16 protein-coding genes are annotated in these 16329 nt (G+C 63.9%); 2 read left to right on the top strand and 14 right to left on the bottom strand.

Going from position 1 to position 16329, the window contains the following annotated elements; genetic code table 11:
• The first annotated feature begins 7 nt into the window (after nucleotides 1-7).
• The gene (gene rsmA / locus AT395_RS03675) at nucleotides 8-841 is read left to right on the top strand and encodes a 16S rRNA (adenine(1518)-N(6)/adenine(1519)-N(6))-dimethyltransferase RsmA (protein ID WP_042113068.1); all 834 of its coding nucleotides are present in this window, start codon (nucleotides 8-10) and stop codon (nucleotides 839-841) included.
• On the opposite strand, the gene AT395_RS03680 is transcribed toward rsmA, so the two are convergent.
• Nucleotides 816-1706 (bottom strand): DMT family transporter, encoded by an 891-nt coding sequence (locus tag AT395_RS03680; protein ID WP_042113067.1) that lies wholly within the window; start codon nucleotides 1704-1706, stop codon nucleotides 816-818. The genes rsmA and AT395_RS03680 overlap by 26 nt on opposite strands.
• Before the next feature lie 270 nt (nucleotides 1707-1976).
• Here AT395_RS03680 and AT395_RS26260 point away from each other — a divergent pair, with 270 nt between their 5' ends.
• Nucleotides 1977-2414, top strand: a complete 438-nt coding sequence (locus AT395_RS26260) for a rubredoxin (protein WP_072632926.1) — start codon at nucleotides 1977-1979, stop codon at nucleotides 2412-2414.
• 127 nt (nucleotides 2415-2541) lie between these two features.
• Here the strand turns inward: AT395_RS26260 and gloA are convergent, their stop codons facing one another.
• The 13 genes from gloA to AT395_RS03750 form a co-directional block, all read right to left on the bottom strand.
• Nucleotides 2542-2943, bottom strand: coding sequence for a lactoylglutathione lyase (gloA, locus tag AT395_RS03690; protein WP_042117422.1), 402 nt, complete (start codon nucleotides 2941-2943; stop codon nucleotides 2542-2544).
• 110 nt (nucleotides 2944-3053) lie between these two features.
• Nucleotides 3054-3995: a M48 family metallopeptidase gene (locus tag AT395_RS03695; RefSeq protein WP_072632766.1), complete on the bottom strand. Its 942-nt coding sequence runs from the start codon at nucleotides 3993-3995 to the stop codon at nucleotides 3054-3056.
• Between the two features lie 21 nt (nucleotides 3996-4016).
• On the bottom strand, nucleotides 4017-4802 hold the full coding sequence (locus AT395_RS03700; protein WP_048628021.1) for a lysophospholipid acyltransferase family protein: 786 nt from the start codon (nucleotides 4800-4802) through the stop codon (nucleotides 4017-4019).
• An 86-nt stretch (nucleotides 4803-4888) separates the two neighbouring features.
• Nucleotides 4889-5482, bottom strand: a complete 594-nt coding sequence (gene gmhB / locus AT395_RS03705; protein ID WP_042113061.1) for a D-glycero-beta-D-manno-heptose 1,7-bisphosphate 7-phosphatase — start codon at nucleotides 5480-5482, stop codon at nucleotides 4889-4891.
• A gap of 31 nt (nucleotides 5483-5513) precedes the next feature.
• A complete protein-coding gene (gene glyS, locus AT395_RS03710; RefSeq protein WP_048628020.1) occupies nucleotides 5514-7640 on the bottom strand; it encodes a glycine--tRNA ligase subunit beta in 2127 nt (708 codons plus the stop codon).
• Nucleotides 7637-8575, bottom strand: a complete 939-nt coding sequence (gene glyQ, locus AT395_RS03715; protein ID WP_048628083.1) for a glycine--tRNA ligase subunit alpha — start codon at nucleotides 8573-8575, stop codon at nucleotides 7637-7639. Before glyQ ends, glyS begins: the two co-directional genes overlap by 4 nt.
• A gap of 195 nt (nucleotides 8576-8770) precedes the next feature.
• Complete coding sequence (lnt, locus tag AT395_RS03720) at nucleotides 8771-10318, bottom strand: apolipoprotein N-acyltransferase (protein WP_048628019.1); 1548 nt, start codon at nucleotides 10316-10318, stop codon at nucleotides 8771-8773.
• Nucleotides 10319-10342: 24 nt separating this feature from the next.
• Nucleotides 10343-11218, bottom strand: a complete 876-nt coding sequence (locus tag AT395_RS03725) for an HlyC/CorC family transporter (RefSeq protein ID WP_042113058.1) — start codon at nucleotides 11216-11218, stop codon at nucleotides 10343-10345.
• 171 nt (nucleotides 11219-11389) lie between these two features.
• Nucleotides 11390-12076, bottom strand: a complete 687-nt coding sequence (locus AT395_RS03730) for a gamma-glutamylcyclotransferase (RefSeq protein WP_042113056.1) — start codon at nucleotides 12074-12076, stop codon at nucleotides 11390-11392.
• 11 nt (nucleotides 12077-12087) lie between these two features.
• The gene (gene ybeY, locus AT395_RS03735) at nucleotides 12088-12660 is read right to left on the bottom strand and encodes an rRNA maturation RNase YbeY (protein ID WP_231606061.1); all 573 of its coding nucleotides are present in this window, start codon (nucleotides 12658-12660) and stop codon (nucleotides 12088-12090) included.
• Nucleotides 12661-12668: 8 nt separating this feature from the next.
• A complete protein-coding gene (locus AT395_RS03740; protein ID WP_042113054.1) occupies nucleotides 12669-13727 on the bottom strand; it encodes a PhoH family protein in 1059 nt (352 codons plus the stop codon).
• A gap of 114 nt (nucleotides 13728-13841) precedes the next feature.
• Complete coding sequence (miaB, locus tag AT395_RS03745; protein ID WP_042113052.1) at nucleotides 13842-15185, bottom strand: tRNA (N6-isopentenyl adenosine(37)-C2)-methylthiotransferase MiaB; 1344 nt, start codon at nucleotides 15183-15185, stop codon at nucleotides 13842-13844.
• 199 nt (nucleotides 15186-15384) lie between these two features.
• Entirely contained in the window at nucleotides 15385-16329 is a 945-nt protein-coding gene (locus AT395_RS03750; protein WP_052765426.1) for a metal ABC transporter substrate-binding protein, read from the bottom strand.

The raw sequence follows: 16329 nt of genomic DNA on the forward strand, positions 1-16329 counted from the left end.
ACTTCACATGAGTAGCGCATCGAAGCGCACGGGCGTCCAACAGGGCCACGTGGCGCGCAAACGTTTTGGTCAGAATTTTCTCGTCGACATGGGTGTCATCGACGCGATCGTGAGCGCCATCTCCCCGCGCGCGGACGACCTGATGGTCGAGATCGGCCCGGGACTGGGTGCCCTGACCACGCCGCTGACCGAGTGGCTCACGCACCTGCACGTTGTCGAACTCGACCGCGATCTGGTCGGCCGTCTCTCGCGCAAATTCGGTGAGCGGGTGAGCGTGCATGCGGGCGATGCGCTCGACTTCGACTTCGGGTCGCTCGTCTCGGAAGACCGCCGCGACGAAGCGCCGCTGCGCGTGGTTGGCAACCTGCCGTACAACATTTCCAGCCCGCTGCTCTTTCACCTGATGCGCTACGCGACACTCGTGCGCGATCAGCACTTCATGCTTCAGAACGAAGTGGTCGAGCGCATGGTCGCACCTGCCGGGTCGAGCAACTACAGCCGGCTCTCCGTCATGCTCCAGTACCGTTATTGGATGGACAAGGTGCTCGACGTGCCGCCGGATGCCTTCAATCCGCCCCCGAAAGTCGACTCGGCCGTCGTACGGATGATTCCGCGCGCAGTGGCCGACCTGCCGCAGGTCGATCTGGATGTATTCGAAGCGGTAGTCGCGCAGGCCTTCTCGCAGCGTCGAAAGATGCTGCGCAACACGCTGAACAGCTATCGGGGTCGGGTCGATTTCGACGCGCTCGGGTTCGATCTTACCCGTCGCGCCGAAGACGTTCCGGTCGATGAATACGTGAGCCTTTCGCGCGCGATCAGCGGCGCCGGTTCACCAGGCTGATACCGACGAATACGAGAACGACGGCACACCCAAAGCGCCAGCCGACCGACTCGCCGAGAATCAGCACGCCAAACGTCACGCCAAAGAGCGGGCTCAGGAACGAGAACGACGCGAGGCGGGCGGCGCTGTAGTGCGTGAGCAGCCAGAACCAGATCAGATAGCTCGCAAAGGCTACGCCGATGGACTGGTAGACGAGACTGACCCACGTCGTGGCCGTCATCGGGGCGATGTGGACCTTGCCCGTCGCCAGCGCCAGCGCGCATAGCAATACGGCCGAGACGGCAAGCTGATAGAGCAGCGTCTTCGACGGCGCCGCTGTGGCCAGTCTCGACGCCCGCACCACCACCGTCGTCAATCCCCAGAACAGCCCTGCCAGAATACCGAGCAGGTCGCCCGGCCAGGTCGTTGCCAGATCCGAGCTGCTACCGTCGGAGAATGCCACCACGATGCCGCAGAAAGCGACGGCCATACCGAGCCATTGCATCGACCGCAGGCGCTCGCTGGGTACCGCCCAGTGCAGACCGATGGCGGTAAAGCACGGCGCCGTGTACAGGAAGACTGCCATGCGCGACGCCGTCGTATGCGTCAGGCCGACGAAGATGCAGAGGAATTCCAGCGAAAAGAGGGCGCCGGCGAGAATGCCCGCGGCCAGTGTGCCGTCGCCCGTCAGCAGCTTCTGACGGCGCCACAGCATCCACCCGCCTACGAGTATTGTTGCGATCACGGAGCGCAAACCTGCTTGCAGCACGGCGGGGACTACGGGCACGGCCAGTTTGACGGCAACCTGCTGGCCGCCCCATATCGCGCACAGAGCCAGCATGATAGCCAGCGCGGTGGCATCGATCGGACGCGGAGCGGTTTTCATGGAATTTGTTAGGATGGCGATGTAACGTGAGTGCGTTGCGCAGTGCAGTCCATTGTCACCGATCCCGCTTCCGTATGCCTCATTCTGGGGCGGGCAGCATGGGTAATACTGAATGATACGGCGTACATTGTTTCTTCCTTCGGCACAATGTCTCCCTGTTTCATGGGTTTATTGCGTTTCGTCGCACCGATACAATGCTTTGCTCGGGCACCGGCAATACCTCTGTTGCCCGCCTGCAAGCTCCTGCCGTCATTCATTGCTGTCTCTCGTATGTACAAGAAAGGCTCCGCCGTCGAACTTCAGTTCTCTCCGTCGCGACTCAACGACGGCGCTGGTGATCCGTACTGGATCGATCTCACCCGTGACGAAGCGCAGGCGTTGCTCGCGGCACTGCAATCGCATCTGAGCCGCCCGGCGCACGATGCCTCAGGCACCGAGTCGCCTCTGGTGTTCACCCTGCTCGATCCGGAGGCGTCGCAAAAGGCGGGCGGCGATCCGGGCGATGATGCCGCTTTGCCGGCGTCCGGGCAAAGCGTCGCGGCGTTGCGACAATGGGTCTGCGTGATTTGCGGCTGGATTTACGACGAAGCGCTGGGCTATCCGGAAGACGGCATTGCGCCGGGAACCCGCTGGGAAGACGTGCCGGAAGACTGGCGTTGCCCGTTGTGCGACGTGGGCAAGGAAGATTTTGCGATGGTGGAATTCTAACGTCTTGAGAGCGTCGAGCCGGTTTGCCAGATGGAAACCGGTTCGACGTTGCCCATTGTGCGGCGCGATCGCCTCACGACACAGGGGCAGGCTGGCCGCCCTGCCTGCCAGCCAAGCAAGACAGGTCTTACAGACCGCCTTTGGCCGAGTGTTTCTGGATCAGTTCGATCTTGTAGCCGTCCGGATCTTCGACGAAGGCGATGACCGTGGTGCCACCCTTGACCGGTCCGGCTTCGCGGCTGATTTTGCCGCCAGCTGCACGGATCGTGTCGCAAGCCTTGTAGGCATCGTCTACCTCGACGGCCAGATGGCCGAACGCGGTGCCGATTTCGTACTTATCCACGCCCCAGTTGTACGTCAGTTCGAGCACGGTATTCTCCGACTCCGCGCCGTAGCCAACAAAAGCCAGCGTGTACTTGTACTCGGGGTTCTCGCTCTGACGCAGCAGTTGCATGCCGAGCACGCGCGTGTAGAAATCGATCGAGCGCTGCAGGTCGCCGACGCGCAGCATGGTATGGAGCATTCGCATGGTGTTCTTCATGGGTGGGGACAACGAGGCCTCAATTGTACCCGCGTCCATGAAAATGAGCTGCGTTCATGCGGCGTTGAAAAAATCTGATAATTCGCCGCAGTCTTCGATCAGAACTCCGGCAACCACTCCGGTGCGTGCGACTTGAGGGTATCGCGCGCGGCCTCGAATTCCGGAAAGATCGACGCTACGGCCTGCCAGAAGCGAGGCCCGTGGTTCATTTCCTTCAGATGCGCCAGCTCGTGCGCGACCACGTAATCGATCACCCCCAGCGGGAAGTGAATCAGCCGCCAGTTCAGACGAATACGTCCGTCTGCACCGCAACTGCCCCAGCGCGTCGATGCCGACGATAGCCCGAGCGCCGTATGGCGCACTCCAAGCCGCTCGCCGTAGACCTCCAGCCGTGTCGTGAAGAGCTTGCGCGCTTCCTGCTGCAACCAACCCTGTACCCGGTCGCGCATTTGCTCCGGCGCGGCCTGCGGCGGCAGATCGAGCCACAGGGTGTGCGTATGGATGTCGTATTGCGCAGCCCCGGGGCGTTCGCCGAGCCGTACGGTCAGTGTGTGCCCAAGGTAGGGTAGCGTGGCGCCGTCCACCCAGGTCACGCGCGGGACAACGCGACGAGCGGCACGCTCGCGAAACTCGGTGATCTTGTTGAAGATCCAGCGCTTCTTCTCGACGATGGCGGCTTCGACATCGGCGAGCGTGACCCAGCGAGGGGCGGTCACCGCCAGCCCCGATTCGTCGATCATGAAACCGATCGTGCGGCGTGAAGAGCGCTTGAAGCGGTAATAGATCGCGTGCCCGTCGAGCATGATCACGCGCTCGCCGTTGGCGGGCGTGCGGCGCGGGCCAGAGGTGCCTGGCGGGGAGGACTGAAGGGTATTCGTGTCGGCCGCCGACGGATTCAACGCGGCAGACGGGCCGGGCGCATCAGTGGCCACACCGTTGGCTTCGGCGGCGGGGTTGCCGAACAGGTCGAGTTCCATCTGGGGGGCAGGCGTCTCATGCCGGGAGCGGGTGTCGCGGGTAGCGGGTTGGACTTTCGACATGAGACGGTCTCGGCGTGCGGGTCAGGTCCGGGGTGAGGCGTCGGGCTTGTCGGACGATTGCGGTGCGCTCGTCCTCGGCGTCGACGTGTAGGCGTCCGGGTCGATGCGTACCATTTCTCGTTCGATCCATTCGGCCACGTCGGCATTGACGGCATCGGCCGTGCGGCCTTCCGTTTCAATGACCGGCCCGATCGATACGATCACTTCGCCCGGATATTTCTTGAACGAGTTGCGCGGCCAGACACGTCCGGCATTGTGCGCGATGGGCACGACGGGCGCACCGGTCGTGGACGCGAGTCGGGCGCCGCCCGACTTGTACTTGTTACGCGAGCCGGTCTTCGTGCGCGTGCCTTCGGGAAACATGATGATCCACGATCCCTCGGCCAGACGCTCGCGACCTTGCGCGACGACCGACTGAAAGGCGTCGGTGCCCTTGCTGCGATTGATGTGAATCATGCTGAGCAGGCCCAGCGCCCAACCGAAGAACGGCACGTAAAGCAGTTCGCGCTTGAATACGTAGCAAAGCGGGCGCGGCATGAGCGCCGGCAGCGCGACCGTCTCCCAGGCCGATTGATGCTTCGACAGGATGATCGCCGGACGGTCGGGCAGATTCTCCCAGCCGATCACCCGGTAACGCATGCCGCACAGCTTGTCGGCCACGCGAATCACGACCTTGCACCAGCCCACCGCGAACCAGTAACGCTGCACGCGCGAGAGGAACGGGAAGGACACGATGCACGCGATGGCATACGGAATCGTCCAGACAATCTGGAAGATGAAGAAGAGAGTCGAACGAAGTTGCAGCATCGGGTCTTGGCCTGGGGTGGGGTGCCGGAGCGATTGTCCTACGCGTTAGAGCGCGTGTCCTGAGTCATGTGGCGGGCGGTGGCCACTTATACGCTCTTGGCGTCCTCTTCGGCGAGCAGGTCGTTCACGAAGGCTTGCAGGCTGTCGTGAACACGCGTGCCTTCGGGCAAATTGCCTGCGGCGAGCGTTTTCTTGCCTTTGCCGGTGAGTACCAGATGCGGCTTGGCGCCCACTGCGGCGGCGGCCTGCAAATCGCGCAGCGAGTCGCCGACCGCCGGCACGCCGGTCAGGTCGGTTTCGTAGCGGCGCGCGATTTCCTGAAACATGCCGGGCTTCGGCTTGCGGCAGTCGCAGGCGTCGGCAGCGGTGTGCGGGCAGAAGAACACCGCGTCGATGCGCCCGCCGGCGGCCGCCGCCAGCTTCGACATTTTCGCGTGCATGGCGCCAAGCGTTGCCATGTCGAACAGCCCTCGCCCCACGCCCGATTGGTTCGTCGCCACCACGACCCGGTAGCCGGCCTGATTCAGCCGGCCGATCGCCTCAAGACTGCCGGGCAGCGGTACCCACTCTTCCTTCGACTTGATGAACTGATCCGAGTCGACGTTGATGACGCCGTCCCGATCGAGAATCACGAGCTTGCGGGCGGCAGGGCCGGGGGGGCGATCTTTACGCGAATCCATGGCAGCGGGCTTCCGGGACATTAAGCCGCGATCAGGCGGCGAGCTTCGAGAGATCGGCCACGCGGTTCATCTGCACATGCAGGTGCCACAGTAGCGCGAGGCGGTTGTTGCGCAGTGCCTCGTTGTCGGCCATCACCATCACGTCGTTGAAGAACGCGTCGACCGCATCGCGCAGTTCGGCCAGCGCCGAGAGGGCCTGGGCGTACTCGCGTGCCGCGAACTTCTGTTCCACGATCGGCGCAACCTTCTCGAGTGCGGCGGCGAGCGACTTCTCGGCCGGTTCCATCAACAGGGTCGGCGCGATCACGCCATCGGGCGGCGGCGCCGTCTTCTTCAGAATGTTGCCGATGCGCTTGTTCGCCGCAGCGAGCGCTTCGGCCTGCGGCAGTGCCGAGAAGGCACGCACGGCTTCCAGACGTTCGATCAGATCGCTCAGATCCAGATACATCGACGGCGACACCAGCACTGCCTCGATCTCGTTGGCGGCGTAACCGCGCTCGCGCAGATAGCCACGCAGACGATCGAGCACGAACTGATAGACGTCGTTCAGATACTCGGCGCCGGCAACGCCCGTCGTGAATTGCTGGTAGGTCACGTTCAGCAGATCGGCCAGCATCACCGGCAGACGACGCTCGACGAGCATGCGCACAACACCCAGCGCATGACGGCGCAGCGCGAACGGGTCCTTCTCGCCCGTCGGTTGCAGGCCGATGCCCCAGATGCCGACGAGCGTTTCGAGCTTGTCGGCGAGCGCCACGACCGTGCCGGTCTCGCTGCCGGGCAACGCGTCGCCGGCGAAGCGCGGCTGATAGTGCTCCGAGCAGGCACGCGCAACATCGTCGGCTTCGCCGTCGTGGCGCGCGTAGTACGTCCCCATCGTGCCTTGCAGTTCCGGGAATTCGCCGACCATGTCGGTCAGCAGGTCGGCCTTGGCCAGCAGCGCGCCGCGTTCGGCAAGCGCCACACCGTTCTCATCTGCACCGGTCATCTGAGCAATGGCGCCGGACAGCTTGACCAAACGCTGCGTGCGTTCGAGCTGCGAGCCCAGTTTGTTGTGATAGACAACGTTCGCGAGCAACGGCACACGATCCGCGAGTGGCTTCTTCTTGTCCTGCTCGAAGAAGAACTTCGCATCTGCGAGACGCGGGCGCACCACGCGCTCGTTACCCGTGACGATCTGTTCGGGATGCGCGGTCTCGATATTGGAGACGATCAGGAAGCGGTTCGTCAGGCGGCCACCTTCGGCGAGCGGCTTGTCGGTCAGCGCGAAGTACTTCTGGTTCGTCTGCATCGTGAGAATCAGACATTCCTGCGGAACCGCCAGGAATTCTTTCTCGAAGTGGCAGGCGTAGACAGCGGGCCATTCGACAAGCGCGGTCACTTCGTCGAGCAGCGCGTCGGGCATCACCACATGGTCGTTGCCTGCGGCCGCGAGCAATTGCGCGCGGATCGCGTCTCGGCGGCCAGCGAAGCTGGCCAGCACCTTGCCTTCGGTTTCCAGCACGGTGGCGTAGGCGTCGGCATTGGCGACGGTGACCTCGCCCTTCGACAGGAAGCGGTGGCCCAGCGTCTTGTTACCCGAATTCAGGCCGATGGCCGTGGCAGGCACGAGCGTGTCGCCGTGCAGGGCGATGAGGCCGTGCACCGGGCGCACGAACTGCACCGTCTCGCCATCCGGTCGCTGATAGCTCATGACCTTGGGGATCGGCAGTTTGCCGAGCGTCTCGTCCAGCGAAGCTTGCAGGGCGTCGGCCAGTTGGGCGCCCGCCTGCGTGTAGGTGTGGAAGAAGGCTTCGGCCTTGCCGTCCATGGCGCGCTCGAGGCTGGCGACCGGCAGGTCGGCAAAACCCATGGCGGCGAGTTTTTTCGCGAGCGGCGGCGTCGGGTTGCCGTTGGCGTCGAGGGCGACGGACACCGGCAGCACCTTCGCGCGGATGGTGGCGTCCGGGGCACGGTCGAGCACGTTCGAAATCGTGACGGCCAGACGGCGCGGCGTAGCGTACGGTGTGACGACGCTGGCGTCGGTGCTCAGGCCGCGGGTGCGCAGGCCGTTGGCAATGCCGTCGGCGAACGCGTCGCCCAGACGTGCCAGCGCCTTCGGCGGCAGTTCTTCGGTCAGCAGTTCGACCAGCAGGGTGCGTTGTGCGGTGCTCATCATGCGGCTTGCGTTTGGGTTTGGGCGGCAGGGGCGTTCAGCATCGGGAAGCCGAGCTTCTCGCGCGACGCGTAGTAGGCCTGTGCGATCAGACGCGACAGCGCCCGGATACGGCCGATATACGCAGCACGTTCGGTCACCGAGATGGCGCCGCGCGCGTCGAGCAGGTTGAAGGTGTGCGCGGCCTTGAGAATCATCTCGTAGGCGGGCAACGCCAGTTCGGCTTCGATGAGACGCTTGGCCTCGCTTTCGTAGTTGTCGAAGAAGTTGAACAACATCGGCTGGTTCGAGTGCTCGAAGTTATACGTCGACTGCTCGACTTCATTCTGATGGAACACGTCGCCGTAGGTCAGGCGGCGCTTGACCGGGCCGTCGGCCGTTTGCTCTTCCCATTCCGTCCATACGAGGTCGTAGACGTTCTCGACCTGTTGCAGATACATGGCCAGACGCTCGATACCGTAGGTGATTTCGCCGAGCACCGGCTTGCAATCCAGACCGCCGACTTGCTGGAAGTAGGTGAACTGCGTGACTTCCATGCCGTTGAGCCACACTTCCCAGCCCAGCCCCCAGGCACCGAGCGTGGGGTTTTCCCAGTCGTCTTCCACGAAGCGCACGTCGTTTTCGGTCAGATCGAGACCGAGCGCGCGCAGCGAACCCAGATACAGGTCGAGAATGTTCTCCGGCGCCGGCTTGAGCACCACCTGATACTGGTAGTAGTGCTGCATGCGGTTCGGATTCTCACCGTAACGGCCATCCTTGGGACGGCGCGACGGTTGCACATAGGCGGCGCGCCACGGCTCGGGGCCGATCGAGCGCAGGAACGTGGCAGTGTGCGAGGTACCGGCGCCGACCTCCATGTCGTAAGGCTGGAGCAACGCACAGCCTTGCTTGTCCCAGTAATCCTGCAAAGTCAGGATGACTTGTTGAAAGGTAAGCATGATGAATTCGCGCGGACGAACAGGAAAAAATGCGGATTTTGCGCAGCTTGCCGACCCGGCCGCGAGCGCGGCCGACAAACTAAAACGTTGAATTTTAGCGGGAATTCGATCCGAATGGGGCGTCAGTGCCCATTGGGTGGTGCGACAGGGGGAATTTCACGTCCCCCTGCGTCGTTTCCTCGACGCCGGCAAGTCTCAGCGCGAGCGGCGGGTCATGGCCAGACCGAGGCCCAGCGCGAGCAGCGCGAGCACCAGCGCAGGCCCATTGCCGAAGCGAACATACGGCGTGAGGCCGCTGTACGGCTGAACGTTGCCGGTGAGCGCGCCCGTCGTCATTGCAGGCAGACGCCCCTGCACACGGCCATGCGCATCGATGATCGCCGTGGCGCCGGTGTTCGTCGCCCGCAACATCGGACGCCCGGTCTCCAGCGTGCGCATGCGCGCGATCTGCAAATGCTGATCCAGCGCAATGGTGTCGCCGAACCATGCGAGGTTCGTCGCGTTGGCGAGCACCGTGGCCGGCGCCGGCATATTGCGCAGCGCCTGTGCGATTTCTTCGCCAAACAAGTCCTCATAGCAGATGTCGAGCGCTACGCGCTGATCGCGAATCGGAAAGCCACTCGGCGTGGCCGTTCCCCGCAGGAAGTCGCCCAGCGGGATATGCATCATGTCCACGAACCAGCGAAAGCCCCAGGGAACGAATTCGCCGAAAGGCACCAGGTGATGCTTGTCGTAGCGATACAGCGTCTGGTCGCGCGGTGTTACGCCGAACAGGCTATTGGTCAGATCCGTGGGACCGCGATCGGTGAGGGTCGCGCCCACGGCGCCGAGCACTACGTGCGAACCGGTGCGATCGGCGAATTCCCGGATCGGGCCGGCCACGTCGGGCGGAATGCCTTGCAGCAGCACAGGGAAGGCCGTCTCCGGCGTGATGATGAGATCGGCGGGGGCGGCCACGATCATGTCGCGATACAGCGCCATGGCGCGATCGATCCCGGCCTGCTCGAACTTCATGTCCTGCGCGATATTGCCTTGCAGCAGTCGCACGGTGAGCGGTTTGCCCGACGGTGTCGTCCATTCGTGGCGGGCCAGCACAGCGCCCGCGCCGAGCAGCGCCAGCGTGCCGGCAACGGCTGCAAAACGCTGCATGGGGCGTGTCGTCACCGCCACGGGCAGTACGGCTCGGGTGAGCCACGCTGCGGCGAGCGCCGCAAGTCCCCCTATGCCGTAAACACCGACGAGCGGTGCGTAGCCCGCCAGCGGGCCGTCGACATGGGCGTAGCCGGGCGACAGCCATGGAAAACCGGTGAAGATTGTGCCGCGTAGCCATTCCGCGAGCACCCAGGCGCCTGCGAAGGTCAGGGCGCGCCACGGCCCGGTGGCGGTAACCCAGCGGGTGACGCACGCCGCCAGCGCGGGGTAGAGCGCGAGGTAGATCGAGAACAGCACGACCGCTGCTCCGGCCATGATGGCGGGCATGCCGCCGTACGTATGCATGCTGATGTAAAGCCACCAGATGCCCGATACGAACGAGGCGACACCGAAGCATCCGCCGAGCCAGAAGGCGTCGCGACGCGAAGCGCTGCGCTCGACCAGCGCGAAGAGTCCCGCCATGGCGAGCAGTTGCAACCACCAGACGTCGCGCGGCGCGAAGGCCAGTGTCTGCGCAATACCGGCCAGACCGGCGAGCACACGCGCGCGCCAGGCCGGCCACGAGCGCCGCTCGGGCGCGTGGACGGTCATTTCCTGCATGGATCGATGGAGTGGTTACTCGGGTTGAACGGCAGGTGACGGCTCCACGCGCCGCAACAGCAGCATGTGGACCTGACGGCCGTCGGCGCGCAGCACTTCGAACACGAGATTGCCGATGCGCATACGCTCGCCACGGCGCGGCACGCGGCCGAACTGGTGGGTGATCATACCGCCGATCGTGTCGTTTTCGTCATCGTGGAACTGCGTGCCGAACGCTTCGTTGAACTGCTCGATCTCGGTCAGCGCACGAATGCGATATGTCCCGTCGGGCGCGGCAATGATGTTGTCTTCTTCCTCATCGAAGTCGTATTCGTCTTCGATGTCGCCGACGATCTGCTCAAGCACGTCTTCAATGGTGATGAGCCCCGCCACGCCGCCGTATTCGTCCACGACGATGGCGATGTGATTGCGATTGACGCGGAAGTCGTGCAGCAGCACGTTCAGACGCTTCGACTCGGGAATGAACACCGCCGGGCGCAACATGTCGCGCACGTCGAAGTCGTGATTCGCGTAGTAACGCAGCAGATCCTTGGCGAGCAGAATACCGATGATGTTGTCGCGATTACCCTCGAAGACCGGATAGCGCGAGTGCGCCTGCTCCAGCACGAAGGGGACAAATTCTTCGGGAGTCTGTTCGATGTTGATGGCGTCCATTTGCGCGCGCGGCACCATGATGTCGCGGGCGCACAGATCGGCCACCTGGAATACGCCCTCGATCATCGCCAGAGAGTCGGCGTCCATCAGGTTGCGGGCGTGGGCGTCTTGCAGAATTTCGAGCAACTCCGCGCGCGACTCCGGCTCCGGGGAGATCAGATCGGTGAGGCGTTCGAGCAGAGAGCGAGGTTTATCAGGGTTTTTTCGACCGGGTCGACTGGGATAAGGGTCGTTCATGACGGCGCGTCCAAGTTGGGCGGACGCCGAGCTGTTACAGGAAGCTAAAGGATACACCAGATGTGCGGCATCTCCGCGACAGGGGCGCTGCGTTTCGTTACGCGGCGTTGGTTGCCGGGCGATGCTGCGGATTTCAGGACGTTTCCGGGGGTTCAATGCACGTTGGCGCACTCAGCGCGCACCGCAGCGGTGCAAAATCGCTTCCAGCGCCGGATCGGGCATGCCGGCGTCACGCAGCGCCTTGACCGTCCGGGCGACGTAGTCGTGCGTCGTGCCGTAGCGTCCCTGCGCCTGGTCGAAGACCTTGCGAATGATGTCGTCGGGCAGCCGGCCGGCATAGCTTTTCACGTCGCGCCGCATCACGAATGCGAGCGCGGGCTCGGTGCGGCCGTCGGCGAGCACGCAGTTCAGCCACGCCGGACGATACGAGCCCATCGCCATCTCGCGATACCAGAGCGTTTCGAGCTCGGTGCGTGCCTTGGCGGCCGCGAGCCGCAGTGCCACACCCGCACAAGAACCGCCACGGTCGAGGGCCAGCACAAGTCCGGGGTGCTCCGGGGTGCCGCGATTGACCCGCGACCACAGATACAGCCCCCGGTGGTAGCCATACACGCGTGCGCGCTGGCTTTCCTCGACGGGCAGGCCGGGGTTCCAGATGAGCGAGCCGTACGCGAAGATCCACAGGTCCCGATGACCGTCCCAGCCGGTGAGCGCCTCGTCGAGCGATGTCGAGAGTTCTTCCGGCGTCAGATGGCGGCCCAGCCCGATGTCGGGGGGATAGTGGGTGCATCCGGGACCGCTCGACACGCTGGCCGGTGGAGTCTCGGGGGCAGTCGGGCGATCGGGCGTGCGGTCCATACGATGTCGGTTCAGGCGCGGCGCGTTTTGGCCGGCGCCTTCTTGGCTTTGGTGGGGGTGGCCGGAGAGGCCGACGTCAGCGAAGCGGCCGGGGTGGACTTCTCCGACGCATAGGGATCGGCGTAACCGAGACCGGCGAGAATCTCCGTCTCCAGGCCTTCCATTTCCTGTGCTTCGTCGTCGGCTTCGTGGTCGTAGCCTTGTGCGTGGAGTACGCCGTGCACGATCAGGTGTGCGTAATGCGCTTCGAGCGAAATGCCCTGTTCGTTGGCCTCGCGCTCGACCACAGGGCAGCACAGCACGATATCGCCAGTGACCGGGTCGCTTTCGTCTTGCGCGTAGGCAAACGTGAGGACGTTGGTCGCGTAATCCTTGCCGCGATAGCCGCGATTGAGCATCTGGCCTTCTTCGGCGTCAACGAAGCGCAGGGTCAGTTCAGCGTCGGCGAGCAGTGCGGCCTGCACCCAGCGGCGCACGGCTGTGCGCGAAAGCAGCGCCTTGTGTGCGGCGAACGCCGGGCCGGCCACGAACTGGCTTGTCAGTGTGAGCGCGTGGCGCGGCGAACGAGGGGCCCGCTCGCTCATGCTTTGCCTCATGCCCTGCCTCTTGCCGGGCGGCTGTCGCGGCGTTCGCGCTCGGTCGATTCCGGCAGATCCAGTCCGGCTTCGGCGTGTTGCGCGTGCGCGTCGTACGCTTCGACGATGCGCGCGACCAGCGGGTGACGCACCACGTCCACGCTGGTGAAGCGGGTCATGGCGATGCCGCGAACATTTTTCAGGATCAGTTGCGCTTCCATCAGGCCGCTCTTCGAACCCCGAGGCAGGTCGACCTGCGTGGTGTCGCCGGTCACAACCGCCTTGCTGCCGAAGCCGATCCGCGTGAGGAACATCTTCATCTGTTCGGGCGTCGTGTTCTGCGCCTCGTCCAGAATGATGAACGCGTGATTGAGCGTGCGGCCGCGCATATAAGCGAGCGGCGCGATCTCGATCATCTGCTTCTCGAAATACTTCTGCGTCTTGTCGAAACCCAGCAGATCGTAAAGCGCGTCGTAGAGCGGGCGCAGATACGGATCGACCTTCTGCGCGAGGTCGCCGGGCAGGAAGCCCAGACGCTCGCCCGCTTCCACGGCCGGACGCGTGAGCACGATGCGCTTGACGGCGTCGCGCTCAAGCGCATCGACGGCACAGGCCACCGCGAGGTAAGTCTTGCCGGTACCGGCCGGGCCAATACCGAACGTCACGTCGTGCGAGAGAATCTGCTTGAGGTAATCGCGCTGTGCCGGCGTGCGTCCATGCAGGTCGCTGCGCCGCGTGTGCAGCACGGGCGACCCGTCTTCGGTCTCGCCGGTGGCAAACGGATTGTCGTCGCCATGACGCACGGTCGGCACGAGGCCCTGACGCGACTCCACCAGCCCCAACTGAATGTCGTCGACCGACAACGGTTCGGTGGCGCGGTTGTAGAAGCTCTCGAGCGCTTGCGTGGCGATCACGGCGCTTTTGCCGCGAACGGAGAAGCGATGACCACGGCGGGTGATCGAGACGTCGAGCGCCTGTTCGATCTGACGCAGGTTTTCGTCCAGCGGGCCGCAAAGGTTGGCCAGCCGGCGATTGTCGTCGCGCGGGGCGGTAAATTCTTGGACGGGTGCTTTCAAAATGATCCGGTCGGTTGCCTGTTCAGGTCGTTCGATGGAGTCGCCGGGGGCAGGCTCGGGTATGCGGTGTGTACGCCAGGGACTGCCGGGTCCGTTCATATTCGCAAATTTCGCTCAGTGCGTGGTGACCAGTTCGCCACGCAGCGAGTGCGGGTAGGCGAAGGTAATCACAACGTCCGTCATCTGGCCGATCAGACTGGCGCGTTGCGCCTCGGGCACGGGGAAATTCACCACACGGTTATTCTCGGTGCGGCCTTGCAGCTCGTTCGGGTCCTTGCGCGAGACGCCCTCGACGAGAATGCGCTGACGCGAACCGACCATGCGCTGGCTGATGCGCGCGGCGTTTTCCTCGATCACGGCTTGCAGGTGTTGCAGGCGGCGCAGCTTGACTTCGCGCGGCGTGTCGTCCGGCAGGTTGGCGGCCGGCGTGCCGGGGCGCGGGCTGTAGATGAACGAGAAACTGGTGTCGTAGCCGATCTCGTGGATCATCGCCATGAGCTTGTCGAAATCCTCTTCCGTCTCGCCAGGGAAGCCGACGATGAAGTCCGACGACATCGACATGTCCGGGCGCACCTGACGCAGGCGGCGGATGATCGACTTGTATTCCAGCACGGTATAGCCGCGCTTCATGGCCGAGAGCACCCGGTCGGCGCCATGCTGCACAGGTAGGTGCAAGTGGCTCACGAGCTTGGGCACCTTGGCGTAGGTGTCGATCAGACGCTGCGTGAATTCCTTCGGGTGGCTGGTCGTGTAGCGGATACGCTCGATGCCGGGCACTTCGGCCACATATTCGATGAGCAGCGCGAAGTCTGCGATTTCGCCGTCGGCCATCAGGCCGCGATAGGCGTTCACGTTCTGCCCAAGCAGGGTGATTTCGCGCACGCCTTGCTCGGCCAGACCGGCGATCTCGGTGAGCACGTCCTCGAACGGGCGCGACACTTCGTCGCCACGCGTGTAGGGCACCACGCAGTAGCTGCAATACTTCGAGCAGCCTTCCATGATCGAGACGAACGCCGTGGCGCCCTCGACCTTGGCCGGTGGCAGATGGTCGAACTTCTCGATTTCCGGGAACGAGATGTCGACCTGCGAGCGGCCGGTGGTGCGGCGCGCTTCTAGCATCTGCGGCAGACGGTGCAGGGTCTGGGGGCCAAACACCACGTCCACGTACGGGGCACGCTGCACAATGGCAGCGCCTTCCTGGCTGGCGACGCAGCCGCCCACGCCAATGACCAGATCCGGCTTGATTTCCTTGAGCGCGCGCATGCGGCCCAGATCCGAGAACACCTTCTCCTGCGCCTTTTCGCGCACCGAGCAGGTGTTGAACAGGATGACGTCGGCGTCTTCGGGGGAATCGGTCTTTTCCAGACCTTCGGCTGCGCCGAGCACGTCCGCCATCTTGTCCGAGTCGTACTCGTTCATCTGACAGCCGAACGTCTTGATGTAAATCTTCTTTGCCATTGAGTGTGCGCCGTTCGCAGTGGTTAACCTGGGGGCGTCCGTATTAGATGTTTCAGGGGTTCAGTCTTGCCGGGCCGCGAGTGAAATGCGGTGGCCCAAACGCAAAAGCCGGCGTGGCCGGCCTGTCCGGACCTCCGTAGCGGGGCCGGTGTGTGGTGCACGCATTATACCGCGTGCACCACAGGGGAACCGCATGAGATTAGCGGTTGTCCTTCATCGCCGCCGCAATGGAGCGGATGTTGTGCTGGAACAACTGGAGGTAGGTCGAGGCTTCCGAGTTCTGCGACAGCGCGTCGGAGTACAGCTTGCCGTCGACCGTCACGTGGGCGTCTTTCGCGATCCGCTGGACCAGACGCGGATTGGAGATGTTCTCCATGAACACCGCCCGGATGCCCGTGCGGCGGATCACCCGGATCAGGTTCGCCACATCTTTGGCACTGGCTTCGCTTTCCGTCGACACGCCCTCCGGGGCGAGGAACTTGATACCGAAGCGCTGGCCGAGGTAGCCGAATGCGTCATGCGAGGTCAGCACCACGCGGCGGGCCGGCGGGATTGGCGCGAGTTGCTTGTTGGCCCAGGTGATCAGGTCGTCGAGCGCACCCTGATAGTTTCTGGCGCGATCCGTGTAATAGGCGCTGCCCGCCGGGTCGGCCTGCGACAGGGCGGCGGCAATGTTGTCGACCATCGCCTTTACGCGCTCGGGGTCCTGGAACATGTGAGGGTCGGTTACGGTTTTGCCGTCGTCGACCATGGTGCGGGGCTTGAGGCCCTTCGTGACCGTGACGAGCGTGCCGGGATAGTGGCTCGACTTCATCAGGCGGGGCAGCCAACCTTCGAAGCCCAGGCCGTTCACGAAGAAGAGCTTGGTGCCGGAGATCTTGGCGACGTCGGCCGGGGTCGGCTCATAGACGTGCGTGTCCTGATCGGGGCCGACGAGGGTGGTGACGTCGATGCGGTCTCCGCCGACCACCTTCACGATGTCGGACAGAATGCTGAAGCTCACGCCGACAGGCAGGCGCGTGTCCTGCGCGCGTACCGGGCCGGCAAACGCCAGCGCCAGGGCAAACATTGTGGCGAAGAGCCCCGCGCCAAGGCGTGACTTGCGGCCCGACGAGTTACTGCCCCATTGACCCAATCCGAACAT

This window comes from Pandoraea apista, assembly GCF_001465595.2.
GTDB lineage: Bacteria > Pseudomonadota > Gammaproteobacteria > Burkholderiales > Burkholderiaceae > Pandoraea > Pandoraea apista.

Coding starts and splice junctions, on each gene's coding strand:
- rsmA (WP_042113068.1), top strand. CDS start 8: ATGAGTAGCGCATCGAAGCGCACGGGCGTCCAACAGGGCCACGTGGCG.
- AT395_RS03680 (WP_042113067.1), bottom strand. CDS start 1,706: ATGAAAACCGCTCCGCGTCCGATCGATGCCACCGCGCTGGCTATCATG.
- AT395_RS26260 (WP_072632926.1), top strand. CDS start 1,977: ATGTACAAGAAAGGCTCCGCCGTCGAACTTCAGTTCTCTCCGTCGCGA.
- gloA (WP_042117422.1), bottom strand. CDS start 2,943: ATGCGAATGCTCCATACCATGCTGCGCGTCGGCGACCTGCAGCGCTCG.
- AT395_RS03695 (WP_072632766.1), bottom strand. CDS start 3,995: ATGTCGAAAGTCCAACCCGCTACCCGCGACACCCGCTCCCGGCATGAG.
- AT395_RS03700 (WP_048628021.1), bottom strand. CDS start 4,802: ATGCTGCAACTTCGTTCGACTCTCTTCTTCATCTTCCAGATTGTCTGG.
- gmhB (WP_042113061.1), bottom strand. CDS start 5,482: ATGGATTCGCGTAAAGATCGCCCCCCCGGCCCTGCCGCCCGCAAGCTC.
- glyS (WP_048628020.1), bottom strand. CDS start 7,640: ATGATGAGCACCGCACAACGCACCCTGCTGGTCGAACTGCTGACCGAA.
- glyQ (WP_048628083.1), bottom strand. CDS start 8,575: ATGCTTACCTTTCAACAAGTCATCCTGACTTTGCAGGATTACTGGGAC.
- lnt (WP_048628019.1), bottom strand. CDS start 10,318: ATGACCGTCCACGCGCCCGAGCGGCGCTCGTGGCCGGCCTGGCGCGCG.
- AT395_RS03725 (WP_042113058.1), bottom strand. CDS start 11,218: ATGAACGACCCTTATCCCAGTCGACCCGGTCGAAAAAACCCTGATAAA.
- AT395_RS03730 (WP_042113056.1), bottom strand. CDS start 12,076: ATGGACCGCACGCCCGATCGCCCGACTGCCCCCGAGACTCCACCGGCC.
- ybeY (WP_231606061.1), bottom strand. CDS start 12,660: ATGAGCGAGCGGGCCCCTCGTTCGCCGCGCCACGCGCTCACACTGACA.
- miaB (WP_042113052.1), bottom strand. CDS start 15,185: ATGGCAAAGAAGATTTACATCAAGACGTTCGGCTGTCAGATGAACGAG.
- AT395_RS03750 (WP_052765426.1), bottom strand. CDS start 16,329: ATGTTCGGATTGGGTCAATGGGGCAGTAACTCGTCGGGCCGCAAGTCA.